This is a genomic window from Mycobacterium farcinogenes (genome assembly GCF_019739075.1).
GTDB classification, from domain to species: domain Bacteria; phylum Actinomycetota; class Actinomycetes; order Mycobacteriales; family Mycobacteriaceae; genus Mycobacterium; species Mycobacterium senegalense.
Map to the genome: position 1 here is coordinate 75,334 of NZ_CP081675.1, position 16,456 is coordinate 91,789.

The 16,456-nt window shown below is 62.8% G+C and carries 11 protein-coding genes; 10 read left to right on the forward strand and 1 reads right to left on the reverse strand.

Going from position 1 to position 16,456, the window contains the following annotated elements; all coding sequences use genetic code 11:
- Window positions 1–82: 82 nt before the first annotated feature.
- From K6L26_RS31395 to K6L26_RS31425, 7 genes are all read left to right on the forward strand, one after another.
- Window positions 83–2,554: an ATP-binding protein gene (locus K6L26_RS31395; protein WP_221853641.1), complete on the forward strand. Its 2,472-nt coding sequence runs from the start codon at window positions 83–85 to the stop codon at window positions 2,552–2,554.
- Entirely contained in the window at window positions 2,551–4,488 is a 1,938-nt protein-coding gene (locus tag K6L26_RS31400; RefSeq protein WP_221853642.1) for a hypothetical protein, read from the forward strand. Before K6L26_RS31395 ends, K6L26_RS31400 begins: the two co-directional genes overlap by 4 nt.
- Before the next feature lie 133 nt (window positions 4,489–4,621).
- Complete coding sequence (locus K6L26_RS31405; RefSeq protein ID WP_221853643.1) at window positions 4,622–6,451, forward strand: AAA family ATPase; 1,830 nt, start codon at window positions 4,622–4,624, stop codon at window positions 6,449–6,451.
- Between the two features lie 57 nt (window positions 6,452–6,508).
- Window positions 6,509–7,219: a hypothetical protein gene (locus tag K6L26_RS31410; protein WP_221853644.1), complete on the forward strand. Its 711-nt coding sequence runs from the start codon at window positions 6,509–6,511 to the stop codon at window positions 7,217–7,219.
- Between the two features lie 36 nt (window positions 7,220–7,255).
- Window positions 7,256–7,771 carry a hypothetical protein gene (locus K6L26_RS31415; RefSeq protein ID WP_221853645.1) on the forward strand — a complete coding sequence of 172 codons (516 nt, stop codon included), beginning with the start codon at window positions 7,256–7,258 and terminating at the stop codon, window positions 7,769–7,771.
- Between the two features lie 299 nt (window positions 7,772–8,070).
- Window positions 8,071–8,460 (forward strand): antitoxin Xre/MbcA/ParS toxin-binding domain-containing protein, encoded by a 390-nt coding sequence (locus K6L26_RS31420; RefSeq protein WP_221853646.1) that lies wholly within the window; start codon window positions 8,071–8,073, stop codon window positions 8,458–8,460.
- Between the two features lie 53 nt (window positions 8,461–8,513).
- Window positions 8,514–9,305, forward strand: a complete 792-nt coding sequence (locus tag K6L26_RS31425; protein WP_221853647.1) for an RES domain-containing protein — start codon at window positions 8,514–8,516, stop codon at window positions 9,303–9,305.
- 181 nt (window positions 9,306–9,486) lie between these two features.
- Here K6L26_RS31425 and K6L26_RS31430 read toward each other — a convergent pair.
- Window positions 9,487–10,712 (reverse strand): IS3 family transposase gene (locus K6L26_RS31430; RefSeq protein WP_085976171.1). Its coding sequence is split into 2 segments (ribosomal slippage): window positions 9,487–10,481 and window positions 10,481–10,712, totalling 1,227 coding nucleotides; the frame shifts between segments, so codons are not numbered across the junction.
- 387 nt (window positions 10,713–11,099) lie between these two features.
- On the opposite strand from K6L26_RS31430, the gene K6L26_RS31435 reads away from it, so the two are divergent.
- The 3 genes from K6L26_RS31435 to K6L26_RS31445 all read left to right on the forward strand — a co-directional run bounded on the left by K6L26_RS31435 (window position 11,100) and on the right by K6L26_RS31445 (window position 15,449).
- Window positions 11,100–11,552: a hypothetical protein gene (locus K6L26_RS31435; protein WP_221853648.1), complete on the forward strand. Its 453-nt coding sequence runs from the start codon at window positions 11,100–11,102 to the stop codon at window positions 11,550–11,552.
- Window positions 11,553–11,601: 49 nt separating this feature from the next.
- Entirely contained in the window at window positions 11,602–13,965 is a 2,364-nt protein-coding gene (locus tag K6L26_RS31440; RefSeq protein ID WP_221853649.1) for an EspK C-terminal domain-containing protein, read from the forward strand.
- 326 nt (window positions 13,966–14,291) lie between these two features.
- Window positions 14,292–15,449 (forward strand): ImmA/IrrE family metallo-endopeptidase, encoded by a 1,158-nt coding sequence (locus K6L26_RS31445; RefSeq protein WP_221853650.1) that lies wholly within the window; start codon window positions 14,292–14,294, stop codon window positions 15,447–15,449.
- Window positions 15,450–16,456 lie beyond the last annotated feature (1,007 nt).

Genomic DNA, 16,456 nt, shown 5'->3' on the forward strand with positions numbered 1-16,456 from the left:
ACCCCCGGAATTCGCAGAGAAAAACCTATCTGTCTGTGACGGTGGCGTCTACGCAAACTATTTGCTATCCGGCATGCCATACATGTTCAAGCGCAAGGAACGTCGCCGCCGGTTCGCAGAGCTGCACCGCCAGCTCACACAGGCCTTGCCGTCGGGGACGTTGCTGTATCTGGTGGCCGCACCGACTGACATCGACTTCATCATGCGACGCGCCCTCTGGGGTCACCTGAGCCCGGCGCAGCTGCGGCGCGCGGTCGCGGGGGAGTTGCAGGATCCGTGGGTTCAACACGTGCAGGCCTATGAATCCACTTTCCGGGCCTACGCGCCGTATCAGCGTCTGTTCTGGATCGCGATGCCTGTGGATGCCGGGTTGGAAGGGTACGCCAAAGGCTCTGCAAAGCAACGTTTCCGGAACTGGTTGGCCGGCGCCGACAGTGAAGCCGCTACCACGCTGGAGGGCTGGCGGGAGACTGCAGACACGATGGTGCGGGGGCTGCCGCGTGACTTCAAACCCACACCGGTCACCGAAGCGCAGCAAGAGTGGTTCTGGGATCAGTTCTGCTCCCTTGGTGCGTTCAACGACCCGTTCCCGGCACCGACGGTGCCGGCGCGCGGTGTTTTCCGGCGCGCCAAGTTCCACCCCCGCGGCGGCCGGCGCGACGAATCGATCCTGAAAGTGACGCGCCCGGACAACCCCGAGATCAGGCCGAGCTATCAGAGTGTGTTGACGCTGTTCAGCGCCCAGAAACTGCGATTCCCTGGCTCGGAGATCTTCAAATTGATCGACCACATCGACCCCTCCCTGGGCCGGGTGAACTGCGCGATGCGGCTGAGCTTGAACCACGTGCAGGACGAGAAGAATCACAACACCAGTACCGCCAAGAACATTCGAGACCAGGTCCGCCAGCGCGGTATCGCAGCGCTCAATGACGACGAACTCAAGCACCAGATGCAGGATCTGCGCGAGTACAACAATCTGCTCAGCGCCGAACCTGGGCAGAAGGGCATGAACGTCGATGTCGTGTTCGCTGCCGGGGCGGACTCGTTGAGCAAAGCGCGCCACCTGGAACAGGCGTTGCTCAACATCATGGATCGCTCGCGAGTTACGTTGAAATCATTCCCCGGGTCACAGGCCGGGTTGATCAAGATTTTCGCTGTCGGCAACGAAAAGCAGGCCGGACTCGACGGTATGGGCCATCCGACGACACCGACGAAGTTCTCTCGGTTCGTGCCGCTGATCTCCACCGGCTTGGGCAACTCCACAGGCATACCGCTGCTGGTGAACTATTCGACGTTGCGCCGCGAGATCGTGCTCTTGGACCTGCAGGGGGCCTCGGGGCGCGGACATGTGGGCGTGATCTTGATCGGTGGATCACCTGGTGGCGGTAAGTCGCACTGCTCGAAGATGATTGTGATCGGACTGATGAAGCGCCGCTCACGGATTCACGTCGTGGACCCCACTGATACTCGTGAATGGGAGAAGGCGATCGGGCGGGAGCCTGGGGTCAAGGTGATTGATGTGGCCGGCGGCAAGGTCTCCATGGACTTGCTGCGCCTACTGAGCCCCGACGTCGGCGGGGAGGTGTTCGTCGACCATCTCATGCCATTGTTGGGATATCCGGCAGAAAGCAGCGAGGGTGATCGCTTGGAGCTGCTGCTGGAACCCGCCTCGCGCGACACTAACGGCATCGGCAGCTGGAACCGGCTGGTGGAAGTGTTGAGGCGAGAGGCCAGCACTGACGCCGACCGGGAAATGCTCAACAAGTTCGAGGTGCTGTCCAACCGCTCGTATATGCGGGCGCTCACCGATGAGTTGTTGGAAGCCCCTGATATCAGCAAGCTTTCAGGACTGGTGTGGAACATGGCCGGCATTCCGCTGCCCACCAGCACCGAGAACGACACCGAGCATTTAGCGAGCCGGATATCGCGGCGCGAGCGGGCGGGGCAGGCTATCTATGGCATCTGCGCCGAACTGTCGCAGCAGTTGTTCTTCAACGATTCGCAGAGCAGCGATTTCATCGTGCTTGAGGAGGCCGAGGGCTATTTGAACTCCCCGGCCGGCGGCAAGCGGGCTCACAAGATCACTCGCGAGGCCCGGCGCCTGCAAACTGGCCTTGTCGTGATCAGCCAGAACCTGATCAACGACTGCAGGAAGATGGGGACCGAGTTCGTGACCCAAACGATCCTGACCCGCTTCGATGAAGATGATGTCGCCAAGGCTCATCTGGAGCGGTTCATGGGGATCACCGAGGCCGAGTATCCCGACGTGGTGCGTCGCTACATTGACGATACTTCACCGCCGGAGCTCAATGACACCCTCGAAATGTCGATGGCTACTGATGATTTCGATATGGCCATGTCAGATTTCGGCAAGACGATATCTGGGCGTGAGGGTGAGTGCTTTTTCCGCGACGAGTTCCGTCGGGTCGGGCGCGGCAAGCTGCTGGGCGCACCGACTGCTGAGTTGGCAGACAGACTCAACACCAACCCAAACGAACAAAAGAGCGGCGACGGGGACGGTAAGCCGAGCAATGGTCAGCGGGGTGCGGCGTGATCGCGGCGTGGTGGTACACCCGCTCGCCGCGGCTGCGCTGGACCATCCGGATCTATACGGTGTGCTATCTAGTGTGCGCGTGGATGATGAAGTCGCAGGCCGCGATTGCTCGCGCCGATGACACTACCGAGGCGGTATCGCGCTCAGGGAACATGATGGGCTGGACCGGGCTGCACAGCCTGCGCGGAATCCCGTCGGCGTCGATGCATCTGATCACGTTGTCGGATCGGCGCGGAAATGGGTTCTTCGACGTCATTCTAGCGATCGTGCAGGTCTTCAAAGACATTGTCACCTTTACCTTTCCGGCGGGCCTGCTGACCGGTGCGGTGGCCTGCTTTCTGCTATTTATGTCCCTGATCCTGTGGCTGTTTAAGTTCGCGCAGTCGATGGTGTGGCTGCAGTGGCTCGCGGCGCTGTTCGCGCCCCTGTTCACGGCGCTGGTGCAGGTGGTGGTGCAGCTGGGCATCTTGCCGGCATGCTTGGTTGTCGGGCTGACAACCGGTGGTGTGGTGTTCATGCTGGGTGAACGCGGGCGCGGCATGGCGATGATGGCGGCCGCGTTCGGGGTCGGATTGTTAAGCCTGGCGTTCTTCTCTGATCCTGTGGGCGATCTGTACTCGCCCGACACGGGGCTACTGGCGACCATTCGGCATTTGGGATTTCAGGTGGGTGAGGCCGCTGCGCGCAATGGGGCGTTGCCGGGCGCCACCGGTGCCGCCCAGCTCGACAATGCGATGGCCCGCATGGTGACCTCCCTGCAGGAGGGGCCGCTCATGCAGGTCAACTTCGGCCACGTCCTGGGGTCGCAGTGCGACGGGGCCTACAAGGAGGCATTGGCCACCGCTGATAGCTCTGCGGCGCTGGATAAGATCAGGGGATGCGATAGCGACGCGGCCGATTACGCTGAACACCTCGCGTGGGAGGCGTTGGCGGCTGTCGGGATCTTCGGGCTGCTGGCGGCCGTGATGGGCCTGTTCATCATCTACGTGGTGGTCGCTGAGGTCGAAGTGGGTTTCAAGGCAGGTGCCTACGCCATCAGTGTTGTACCGATGAGCGGTCCGGGGGCGATTCCAGGTCCGACACAACGTGTGTGGATTCAGTTGATCAAGAACTTGGGCATGGCCGGGTTGGAATGGTTCGCCTACACCGTGTTCGCCTCATTCATTGCGGTGCTGATGATCTCGGCCACGGGAGAGGAGTTCGCAGCACGCACGGGCATCAACCATCCGGTGGTGAAGTTTCTGGTGGCGACGATCTTGTCGGCGGCGGCGATCGTCGCGTTCTGGAAAATCACGGGATCGTTTCGCACCATGTCGTTTCGCAAAGTGTCCAAGGCCATGTCGGGCCCGGCGACAGCGGCGCAAGCGGCCATGCTGGGTACCTTCGCCAAAGGACAATCGGCCGGCGAATGGGCGCATAACTGGCTTAATTCGCGCGGCGAGGGCGAATCAGACAGCGCCGACGACGAGGATAGCGATGGGCAGGGTAAGAACAGCCCCCGAGATCCCGACGTGCCGACCCTTCCCGACAACATTCCCGAAACGGTGGTGCCCACTACCGCCTCAGCCCCGGACAGCCGAGAAGTGCAGGGCTCTACCACCTCACGCACTCAAGCGGCGGCCGACGCGGCAGTGGCCACGGCGGCCCCGGAGGCCGCGGTGGCCCAGCGTGTCGCCGAACGCGTCCGTGGCCGTGGCCACGGCGAAAACGAGGACCCCAGCGCCGGCGGTGGGGGTGCGGGCGTCACACACGCAGCCCAGCGGTACCTGACCGATGATCACCAACCCGACCATGATGGGGCTCCGCGCCGCGGGGACGTGGACAGCACGCCGGCCGTGCCGGGTCTGCCCGACGTGGCGGCCGACACGGCCAATCGCGAACCGAGCAACGACGGACCCGGACCCACCGTTCAGACAACACCGGAAGGCGAATAACAATGAAACCTTGGTATTGGTCCCTTGGCGCTGCCGTAGGGGTGCTGGTGTGGGAGGTTGGGGTGTATTTCTCCGGCATTGTGAGTCTGGCGTTCTCAGCGGCTACTACGTTCAACCCGGGAGGCTGAAATCTATGCCGACAACAGCAAGCAGCAAGTTCGCCGAAGGCCTGCGGCACCTGGGGTTGCTGCCGGGCGTGGCAACCAGCAGGACTGATGCCGCCACGGCGGCGGGGTGCTTTCGTGAGGCCACCCGTCTTGACTCGACGATGTGTGATGCCTGGTTGGGTTTGGCCTATGCCCAAGGTTCCACCGTCCAAGTCCTGGCCGCGGCGCACACTCATGCCCGCAACATGTATCGGGAAGTGCGCAGCCTGGAAGTGCCCGACAGCCATCTGGCGCCCATTGTGCGTACACCGATCGGCGGCAATTTCACCATCACCAGCAAGACGGCCCTGGCGGCCGGGTATGCCGGGTTGCTGGTCAGTGACCGCCGCTTCGATGACGCCGAGAATTTGCTGATTGAACTCAACCAACCCGAGAACACCTACGTGACGTTGATATCGACGATCCTGTACGCGGTTACCGAACGTTGGACCGATGTGCTCACCACGGCAGACCAGGGCCGACGCCCCGCCGATGTGACGATGGCGGCCACCGTGGATGCGCTCACCGCACAGGCGGCCGCGAAAATGGGACAGTTCGGGCGGGCGGTGGAGCTCGCCGAATTTGCATACCTGCACGGCGAGCCAGCGACGAAAGGGTCTGCGGCGCTGACCGCGGGCCTGGCGCTACGCAGCCTGAGCCAGTCCGAGAAGGCCACTGAATGGCTGACCAAGGCAGCGGCCACCGGAACCAGCCCGGAAGCCAAAGCAGCACTGGATAACTCTGGCTATGTTCTGACCGTCATCACTGAAGATGTCATCAACGCGCGCACCAACCGGTGGGATCCCAGCAGTGCACCATCGCTGGAGGAGCTCGAGCGCGAGATGCGCCGCATCGGCGACCCGGAGCTGTTGGCTGAGGGGGAAGCCGAGCTTGCCGCCCATGTGGGTCTGGTCGTGGTTAAGGATCGGATAGAACAGCTCAAGACTGCCCAGAAGTTTGACTTGGAGATGCGGGCGGCTGGTGAGCCGGTCGGTGAAATCGAAAGTCTCTGCATGACTTTCGTTGGTGAACCGGGCACGGCGAAGACCTCAGTAGCGAAGGCTACCGGCAAGATTTTCTGCGGATTGGGGTTGCTGCGATTCCCCGATGTGTATCGGGTAACGCGCATGAACCTCGTGGGCGAGGCGATCGGTCAAACAGCGCAGCGCACCAGCGAGTGGCTGGAGCGGGCACGTGGAGCCACGCTCGTGGTCGACGAGGCTCACGAGTTGTGGAAACCGCAGACCACGAATGATTTCGGTGTGGAAGCTCTCGATACCATCATGAATTTCGCTGAAGAGCACCGCCGCGACATCATGATCATCCTGGCCGGATACAAGCTTCGCATCGACGCCATGCTCGATGCGAACCCAGGTCTGCGAAGCCGGTTCCCTGTGCAGCTGGAATTCCCGTCGTACTCGGCCGAGGAGATGCTCTCGATCAGCGACGTGATCGCCCGGCTGAGTTCTAAAGCGATTCTCGATCCCAGCGCACGTGGATACCTGGCCGCGATTTTCACCGAACTGACCAGCAAATACGAAGATTACAATCCTTACGGCGGGGAGCCGCGTCTACTGGTTGACCGCGCCGCCAACGGGCGCTTCGTTCGCATGCTGCTGACGGAGGCTTCCATCTGGATGAAGAACCGGGCGATGAGCGACTCACTGATCGACCGGAGCACACCGGATGGGCGCCGCCTAGCTCGCACATTGTGCGAGGCAGACCTGCGCCGCGCGGCGCCGCTGGTGTTGAAGGCGCAAAAGTGCGATCCGCAGATCGCCGATGTGAACGCCGATAGCGCTTTGATCGCGCTGTGATCGATTGGGGCGGACCTGCCCTTAAGATTCTGGTAGCGACCTCAGGAGGACCATCGCATGGCCGACAAACCACTGCCGCCACAACGGGCGGTCGAGGCGCAGCACGACCACGACCACGACCACCCGCACACGGAGTCTGAACAGGCCCACCGCGCTGAAGCACACGATAGCGGGCCGGCGGATGACCCTTCTGCCAGTGGCGATCCGTCCGCCGGTGGCGATTGGCCCCTTGCCGTAGACCCGACCGAAGGTGTGTCCGGACTCGACGGGTCCGACCCCCTCAGCGGCATGGATCCGTCAAGTTTTCTGGGGCCCATCCAGGAAATCGGGTCGAAAGTTGGTGAGCTTCCAAGCCAGCTGGGCCAAGGCCTGCAGCCAGCGATGCAAGCAGCGCAGGCACTGCCGTCTATGGCCTCAGCCTTCGCACAACCGGCGGGCAATGGTCTTGCTGGTGCCGGGTCACCCGCAGGTGGCGACAAGGTCCAACTCGACCCTGAGAAAGCTCATGCCACCACGAGCAGGGCTGAGCAGGAGTCAGCGAACGGCCTGGCCAAAAAATCAGCACCTCAAGGAATGGCGGGAAAGACCCCGTTCGACGCGGCCGTGGTGACGGGCGCTGTCGAACAGGAGGTGATTGATACCGCGGGCAGCGGCCAGCTCGGCGTGAGATCAGTATCCAACAGCGCAAGCCGGCGCATCGGCACCGCCACGATCGAGGCCGCCGACGACAAGGCAGCCGGCGAACAGGCATCCGTACGCTACATCTGATCTGCGACGACAACGAGATTTGGATAGGTAACCGCCTTGAGCGAGAACACCGCCGACACACCAGAACCCGACAGCATCGAAGCTCTACGCCGTGACCTCAGCGAGCTGAGCGACCGCACCACCAGCCGGCACCGTTACCTCAGCCGTGAAATCAACGCCCTTGGAATCCTTGTCGTGCTCATTCTGGCCGGCGCGATCATCGTCGTCTTCGTCGCAGCGTTCTGGTCGGGCTCCTCGCCCACGACCGCCGACGACGATCTCGACCAACTCCTGGCTCCGGGAACGCACTGTTATCACAGCAGCGAAGAGATGGCGGCTGCGAGGCAACGCGCGCTGGCCGCGATCGATCGTCTCCAATGGGAGCGTGAACATCCCGACAACGGCAGCGACGATGCGGAGCACGGCCGCTACTACTCGCCGCCAGCTGCCACACAGGCCGAGCCGGCACTGCCCATCATCGTCGGCGCCAAAGATTCAGGCGTGCCGCAACCAGGGGATAACCAGAACGTCGACACCGACCTGTGCTTCGGCATCCCCGCCCCCGCTCGGTAGGACCCAGCCAGGCCTCAGTTCGTGGTCGCTGTCGAGACGACACGAGGGATGTCCTCGGCGTCAGAGTGTGCCGGTCGAACGACTGCTGAGTTACGGGCTCCGCTGACCGGCCGAGGTGACAGACAACGCATGCTCACAGCAAACAGGACCGCGCCGCGAGCCGCGCTGTGCGAGTGTGCGAGTGCCGGTTGCTGCACTTTCCGGCCAGAGCGCGTACAGTCAGTGGTCATTACGAGGATACTGGCCGGACTATTTAGACGTATTCTGTGGTTGATACATGGTGAGGAGGTGTTTACAACATGGCTGACGTACTGGTCAAAGCTGCGAACGACACCGCCCGCATGGACACTCACGAGGTCGTCGCCTACCTGTTGGCGCGGCTCGGTCGCACCCTGACCGCCTACATCGCCGGCTCGAAGAGCCGCGCCATGCCCGCCAGGTGGGCCGCTCCCCCAAATGACCCGACGCACGCCAAACCCTCCGACGAAAAGGCTCGGCGCCTGACCGCGGCGCACGCCGTGTTCCGGTCGATCGAGGACGCAGAGAACGATCAGGTGGCGCGCAACTGGCTGATTTCGGCCAACCCGCGACTCGACGGCCTCACCCCGGCACAGCTCGTACGCGAGGACCGGATTCCCGAGGTCTACCGGGCAGTCGAAGCATTCATCACCGACACCTATCACGCCTGACCTGGCCCGTCCCTATACTCAGCCGGATCGCTGTGTAGAGGGGGTAGGTGCGGGTGACGTCCTTTGACGTTGGCGTCTGCGCGGCGACAGGTCTGAACATCGTTGCCAGCGCCGGCCAGAGCATCTACCGGGTCGCCAGCACAGACTACGGACCGGTCAATCCTCCGGCGCGAGAGCTCGGCGGCGTCCCGGTCGAGGGCTGGTCGCGGTGGGACACGCTGGGGCGCACCATCTATGGGTGCTCGACGGCCACCGGCGCGTTCGTCGAAGTGCTCGAGTACATCACGCCCGATCCCCCGGCCACGCCGATGGAGGAGTTGTTCGACGACGTCGGCCCCGACGATGCCGCGACGTTCGCCGAGCAGGTCGCCCGGGAACTGCCCGCCCACGGGGCCATGGCCTACCGGTCGATCCCGCGGGGATGGAGGGAAGAGCGATCGCTCTATGAATTGCGGCTGCCCGGCAGTGGGTGGTTTGTGAACATCACCGGAGCCCAATCATTGTCGGTCGTCTCCAAGCAGCTCAGCTCGCTGGTGGCGCAGTGCGGGATCGATCAGCTCACGGTCAGCGAGTTGACGAGCTCTTCTGAGGAATACAAGAAGTTGACCACGGGGATCGCCACGTGGGTTCGGGAGTCGGTGGTGCTCGCCAACGGCGATAGACCGCACGGGATCGTGTACCCATCGAAATGGGGTATCACGCTGGACAATTGGGCGATGTGGCTGCGACGCGCCGACGATCAGACCGGAGTCGATCCGATTGCCGTCACCGCCACCGATGGGATTGGCCGGCACACGAGACCATTTGTTGAGGCGGCGACGTTGCGTCATATGCGGATCTTCTAGCGGGTGGGCAAGACATTGCCGCCATGCCTCAATCGAACAGGAGACCTGGCGGCATCACCCAAACGCCCGCGCAGAACACCGTCACCACGGCAAGAGGACGTGAATTCTGATCGATTCAGCCCCCACCCGTCGTTCGCCATACCCTTTCGACTGATCCGCCCCGGCATGTCGGGAGGTTCTCTTATCTGAGTGCCTCCTCGGCATGAGGGTGCCGTTGGCGATGGTAGTAGAGCGCTTCGGCCCGATCGGGGGTCAGGTCCTGGCAGTAGCCGTTGGGTCGCTGACGGTTGTAGAAGGCCACCCATTCGGCGGTCCCCAGCGCCAGTTCGGTGGCACCGGGATAGAGCGGCTGGCGGTCGATGAGTTCGGTCTTGTAGCTGCTGTTCACCGATTCGGCCAGAGCATTATCGAAACTATCCCCGACGGATCCGACTGAAGGCAGGATCCCCTCAGCGGCCAGACGTTCGGTGAACGCGACCGCGGTGTATTGCGAGCCCGCGTCGCTGTGGTGGATAAGTGAATCCAAAGATGCTGCACCCGAACGCTTTCTGGTGTCGATAGCGTGGTCGATCGCATCGGTCACCAGCTTCTGGGTCATCTCGGTAGCCACCTTCCAACCCACGATCTTGCGGGCATAGACATCGGTGACGAACGCCGTGTAGGCCCAGCCGGCACGAGTCCGGCAGTAGGTGAAATCGGCCACCCACAATCGGTCAGGCGCACCGGCGACGAAATTACGCCGGACCCGATCCGGGGCTCGCGTCGCTGCCGGATCGGCGACGGTGGTGCGCACCCGCCGGCGCTTGCACGCACCCCGCCAACCCATCTCCCGCATGACCCGTTCCACGACACAGCGCGATACGTCGATACCATTGGTGCGCAATACAATCCATGTTTTACGAGCGCCCAGGACTCGGTACAGACTCTGCGATTGGCGAAGCTGCCAGATCGCATCGATCACCTGCGCATCGGCCCAGTCGGCTTTCGAGGGGCCCTGACGGGCGCGGTGGGCGTAATACGTCGACGGGGCGATCGTGACGCCGTACTCGGAAAGCACAGCGCACATCGACTCGACACCCCACTTGAGACCATCAACGCCCACCCGCATGTGCTGGTGGGCGCTGATGAACTCCACGACTACTGAGAGGGCCGGTCGAGCTCGGCGGCGAAGAAAACCGAGGCCGCCTTCAAGATCGCGTTGGCCCGCTTGAGTTCGGCATTCTCCCGGCGCAGCTTGCGCAGGACCTCGGATTCCTCGCTGGTCTGCCCCGCCCGAGAGCCGGCGTCGATCTCAGCCTGGCGGACCCATTTGCGCACCGTTTCGGCAGTACCGACGCCCAGCAGGTCAGCAACCCGGCCCATCGCCTCCCACTCCGAAACTGTCTCGCTGCGCAGATCGGCCACCATCTGCACCGCCCGCACCTTCAGCTCGTCTGGATACCGCCTCGATGACTTCGATCCCACGTGCCCATCCTTCCCAACGGAAGAACTCTCCAGACACGCCGGGGCGGATCAGACAGCCCGACAGCTGCGTGGTCAGGAGAGGACACAGCGGTCGGTATCGATGTGGACAGTGCAGCTCAGGGCCGTTAACGTGGATGCATGACCGAGGTCGCGCAAGGCATGTCGTATCCGACGCACGCGCCTGCGCCCCCGCAAGGTCAACAGCAGCCAGCTCCGTACCCGACACCCGGACCTGGATATCCCGCGCCCCAGCTTCCAGCACCTCGGCGGCCAAGGAACATCTTTGGGATCCTGGGGGCCATGGTCGGCACCGTAGGGTTGGTGTGCGGTGTGGTCGCGCTGATCGTCACACTCACCAGGCCCGCACCGGCGGCGCCTCCACCTGCCCCCGCCGCGGCGCAGCCTTTCATGTTCTCGGAAGATATCGACAAGCAGTGGTGCATCTCGATGAGGCCGCTGCGGGCGGAAAACATGGACATGACCCCGGCGGCTGTAATCGACAACGGGCCCAGCGGAATCGAGTATCAAAAGTTCGCGGCGTGGGTGCCAGGCTGGGCAGAGCGGATGACTGCCGCACTGAACAAAGCCGCCGACAACGGAAGCAAGGACGGATGGCTGGACCGCACCGCCCGAAGAGAAGTTGACCTTACTGTTGCTGTAAGTGTCGTCAAGCACGACCAGTGGTGGACCGCAGACACGAGTTGGGTCTTCAACGACGCCGCGCATACCGGGACAACCATCAACGCCTACTGCCGGTCGATCGGCGAACCAGTCCGCCCATAAGGTTTTCGACCAGTTCAGATCTAGTACCCACGGCCGTAGGCTCAGGGCTATGGCATTGTCGAAGCCCAACAACCAGCATTCACGGTTAATCTCGTGGCCGCTTTGGCCCGATATCCGTCCCAGCACGCTGGGCGATCTGGCGGCTGACCACCGCGCGGACCAGCAGACAGCGCTAGACACCGCCCGCGGCCTGCGGCGCGCTTATATCGAGGTGATGGCCGAGGAGAAAGGCTTCTTCGCAGACGCCAGCGTTCGGGCCTACACACAGGAAGAGTCTGGCTGGCGAGACCTTGCCGCATTTCGGGGTCAGAAGGCCGCTAACGCCGAAGCCTGGGCAAGAATCGGCGAAACCCTGATGCTGACGCTGATGGGCATCGACGACGACGCACATGCGGAATTGAAGGCACAGGAAGCCCTGAGAACAACCCTCCCGGCAGCCTACGGAATGCTGGAGGTGACGGTTGTGACGAGAGCTATTGCTGCAGCAGAGGCCGCGTCCGCCAAAGCCGTTGCGGAGGTCGAGGCGATCAACGCCACGATTCCCAAAACCATCTTCACCCAGTTCAGCCCGCCCAACGGGCAAGGCACCCAACACAAACCCGGGCAAGTAACGCCGGTCAACAACGAAATAAAGGCCTCTAGCGGCAACGGTGAACGCAAAGAGGCAACCGGGCAGAGCGCTGGTAAGGAGGCCGCCGGGAGCGGCTCAGAGATGTCCTCGGAGGACGACTCCAAGGCAGAGCATAAAAAGACGACCGAGGGACTGGATGATAAGGCTCAGGGGACTACGCCGGGCAACGCCTCCGGAGACCATCGCCCCGATACGGCGAGCGGCTCAAGCGGGTCGGACCAGGCGGGTGTCGGTCCTGCTGCGGGGCAGGGGTTGGGGCAGACCGCTTCACCGCTGGCTGCGGCTGGTGGGGGTTCGCAGGCTGGCTCTGGTTCTGGGAGTGGTTCCGGGGCTTCTGGTTTGAGTGGGTTGGGTCGTCAGGGTGGTGGGGCTTCGGGGCTTGGGAATGTGGGCTCGGGGCCTAAGGCTCCTGCTGCTGGTGCGTCGTCGCCGTCTGGCGGGCCTGTCAGTGATTTTGCGAAAGGGTTCACTTCGGGTGCGTCGGCGGGCGGTGCACCTCCTGCTGCTGCTGTGAAGCCGTTGCTGCCTGCTGAGGGGGCGCGGGCGCCGATGACGAGTCAGATGGGGGCTGTGTCGTCGACGCCTCAGAGTCCTGGCGTGCAGGGGACCGGTTTGTCAGGGGGGACTACGGGTGTGAGTTCGGGTGTGCCGCCGGTGGCGCCTGTGGGTGCGATGGGTGGGCATGCACCTGGTGGGGTGGGGAGCTCGGGTCCGCTTCCTCCGTTTGGCTCGGATCTCAAAGGTGGTGCGGGCCCGTCTCAGACGGCGGCGGGGCCGGCAGGTGCGGGCAGTGGTGCGGCGACGACGCCTGCCGGCGGTACCGGGAGTGGATCGCAGCAGGGTGGTGGTACGGGGGCGCCTGCGGCGATGTTGTCTGGTGCGACTGCTGCGGGGGCGGGAGGTGCAGGGTTGGCGGAGAAGTATGCGTCGGTGGATCTGACGCCGGCGCAGCGGCGGGTGTGGGAGTTGCAACATGCGTGCCGTAGGGAGGGCTGGCATATCGACTGGGCTGTTGGGCTTTTCGAGGATTACGGCGGCATTCAAATGCTGTTCGTATCCGATGAGGGTCAGGGGTTCGTTCCCTCGACGGTGGTGTTGCCGAATTCGATGTTGCCGGCGATGACTGATCCGGTTCTGCCGACAGATTTCTTGCGGCGGTGGTTCGGGTGGGGGGATGTGACTCGATTGATGGTGGAGTACGCCAACGCGCGAGTCGCTGGGGGTAAGGGTGGCTTGCTTGGGTTGGCCACAGGTGGGTCTACGACTGCTGCGGAGCGGGTGAACGTTCCCGTGTTGTCGGCCGATATCGGTACGAATCCGATTCCCACGACTGATGAGGTGCCGGGTCTGGGCAATGGGCGTTATCACCGGCTGAGTTCGTTGGATCACGAGTTGTACAAAGAGCTGCGGGACGTGAGCGATCCTCGTCGGGCAATTGCTCAGCTGGCCGATAGGTGTCGCCGCCTGGTGACCGAGGAGATGCATCTGCCGACCTGTGGGCATGATGCCATTGGGAAACTCGGTATGGGACAAGAACTGTCGGATCCGTTGCTTGAAGAGTTGCGTACCGCTGGTCGCAATCAGCTGCAGCTCGCTTCTACGCAGCGGCCAGGCAAGGGCGACTATGGGCCACCCGAGTCACACGCCGCGATGCAGAACTTGTATCGCGGTTCTTGGATCGCTTCGCAGATTTTGGAAGCTCTTGTCCGCATGAGTGATTCGGTGCCGGATCTTGCTGATGCTGCGTATGCGGTGGTGGCGGCTGAACGGGTGGCGCTTTAGCTGGAGGCGCACCAGTACGGGGCGGCGCGACCTTGTGCGGTCGCCGGGTCGCGGCCCGTATTTGGGTGGCCGGAAATGGTCGATAAGACGACCTGGAGCGCCGTCTGTTCGTAGTGCTCGTGGTGGACGTCGATAGCGCCGGGTGTGCGGATTTGTCCAGGTCAGGGGCTTTGTAGAACTTTCGCGGGGTCGGCTTTAGGGTGAGTATTGCCCGGTCTCCCCCTCGTGCCGGGTGGAATGGTTCGAGGCTTGGCATCTTCTGGCCGCCAAGGCATTTCAGGTGCCAAGCCTCGGCCTCTGCCGGTAGGAGGTCGGCGTACATCGTGATGAGTGAGCAGTTTGCCACCGAACCCAGCGCCGTGGTGGTGTATGGGCAGCGGGTTCGTCAAGCGCGGATCTTGCGTCAGTCGGCTGGAACCGCGGTGCTCAAGCACATGAGCTGGCGTGGTGCGAAGCTGACCCGCTTGGAGAAGGGTCCTTCGACTGTCTTGAGTGTCGGTGAAGTGAGCGCGCTGGCCGAGGTGTTGCACTTTCCGGTGGATTTTTTTACGCGGCCACCGATGCAGCGGCGGTTGCCTGAGCTGACGTTTCGTCCTACGAAGCGGGCACCGACGGCGGGAACTCAGTTCGCTGCTCAATTCAGCGCTGCTGTGGGCGAATTCGTGAGTTCTCTTGGTGAGCGTGTGCCGCTTCCAATAGTGACCTTGCCGACTATTGGTGGGCAGGTTTCGGTGGGGCTGCTTGCGGCGGCGGTACGGCGCTGCATGGGTATATCGGCGAATGCGCCAGTCGGTGACATGATCGGTTGTGCTGAGCGGGCCGGGGCTGTGGTCGTGATGCACGGAGATCGACTTGGTGTGTCGTTGGACAGGGTGTTGCCGCAGAATCATTTGGGCTGGTCGGCGTGGGTGGGAGATCGCGACCAGCGGCCGGTGGTCGTGCTGCGCGAGGGCGGTTCGTGGGAGCTGATTCGCTGGGCCATGGCTCATGAGTTGGGTCACTTGGTGCTTGGTTGGAGTCCGGTGGGCAGTCCGCATACTGAGGACCTGGCTGAGCGTTTCGCGGGCGAGTTGCTGGCGCCGGCCTCGGCGCTGGCTGCTGAGCTGTCGGCTGAGCCGACGATCACTGATCTGGCGGGGGTGAAACGGAAGTGGGGCGTGGCGATCGGTGCGCTTATTCCTCATTTGTGGCGTTCGGGTCTGATCACCGATGCTCGTTACGAGACGTTGAAGCGGCAGCTTCACACCAAGATCAACCGCGAGACGGGTCACACCTGGGGCAAGACCGAGCCTGGTTGGGATGGTCGCTGTCCTGAACAACCAAAACTGCTGGCCAGCTTGCTGCAGCGAAGTGGCGGCGCTGGGGGTAGTCAGATGTGGCCTGACGATGTTCTGGAGGCCTTCATGGCCGGTCAGCGGTTCCCGACAGGGTTCTGCTACGACAGCGCGACTGATGCCGTTTCGAGCTGGTCTGTCAGCGCCTGACTGGTGCCGTTTCAATCGGACGGGAGATGAGAATGGGCACGTACCACCGTGTCGTGTTGCGCGACAGTGTCGGTGAGTCTGTGGCAGGTGTGAGGCCCGGCGGAGATATGCCGTGTGTTGTATCGCCACCGCCGGTACCTTCGGGCGGGCCATCCACTTCCATGGATACAGCGGCGTGGCCCTGCGGTTCCTGCCGTGTCGAATCAGTAGCCCTGGTCGGTGATGTGTGCCCGTGCTGTGGCCGCAGCAAGCCTCTGCCGTGGTGGAGGATGACGATACCGGCCAAAACGGTCGCAAGCGTTGGTATGCGTTGTGCCGGAGGCGGATCCATTCAGGACACTGCAAGTACCTCACGGCCCGGTTTGGTTAGCTCAGCACCGGCACCTCAACGCTGCCCGAACCCTTCAACGGGCACGCGGCACACCGCGAGGTGAGCGTTGTTCACGTCGGTGGCCCGGCATGGTCTGCCCCTGGTGGCGTCGTCGCGACCGGGTTGGAGGTGGCGGTGGTGGCCAGCAATCACCGACGCTCACTCAATGCGCGACACAAGCAGATACTGGCCGTACTGAACTCAGCCGCCGAGCCTCTGAGCACCAGCGCAATACGCCGGCAGGTCAACAAGGACTGTGCCACGCAGTTGGTCGCTGAGCAGGTCTACCGCAGCCTGTGCGGACTTTACCGTCGCGGCCATATCCAGAGGTTCAGCAAAGACGGCACATCCGAAATCTATTGGGCCGTTTGTAGAAGTTGACGAAAACCCGGTTTATCGTGAATTCGCGGGCGTATTGAGGCTCGTGTGCGATAGGCCAAATTCTTTGGCTGTGTCAATTCTTGTTGTCCGTTGTACAACAGGGGGTTTCGTGCCTCAGCTGTGTGAAGCGTGGGAGGTCGCTGTTTTGATGGACACTTTTCTGGCCAATCTCAGCGGCGACGAGAAATTGGGGTCTGCAGCGGTCGGGCTGCACCAGCGGCAGCTACGACGGCGATGACGATCTCAACCCCGTTCT

Bases quoted from the DNA above. Each gene is read 5' to 3' on its own strand.
- K6L26_RS31395 (WP_221853641.1), top strand. From the start codon at position 83: ATGTTCAAGCGCAAGGAACGTCGCCGCCGGTTCGCAGAGCTGCACCGC.
- K6L26_RS31405 (WP_221853643.1), top strand. From the start codon at position 4,622: ATGCCGACAACAGCAAGCAGCAAGTTCGCCGAAGGCCTGCGGCACCTG.
- K6L26_RS31410 (WP_221853644.1), top strand. From the start codon at position 6,509: ATGGCCGACAAACCACTGCCGCCACAACGGGCGGTCGAGGCGCAGCAC.
- K6L26_RS31420 (WP_221853646.1), top strand. From the start codon at position 8,071: ATGGCTGACGTACTGGTCAAAGCTGCGAACGACACCGCCCGCATGGAC.
- K6L26_RS31440 (WP_221853649.1), top strand. From the start codon at position 11,602: ATGGCATTGTCGAAGCCCAACAACCAGCATTCACGGTTAATCTCGTGG.
- K6L26_RS31445 (WP_221853650.1), top strand. From the start codon at position 14,292: ATGAGTGAGCAGTTTGCCACCGAACCCAGCGCCGTGGTGGTGTATGGG.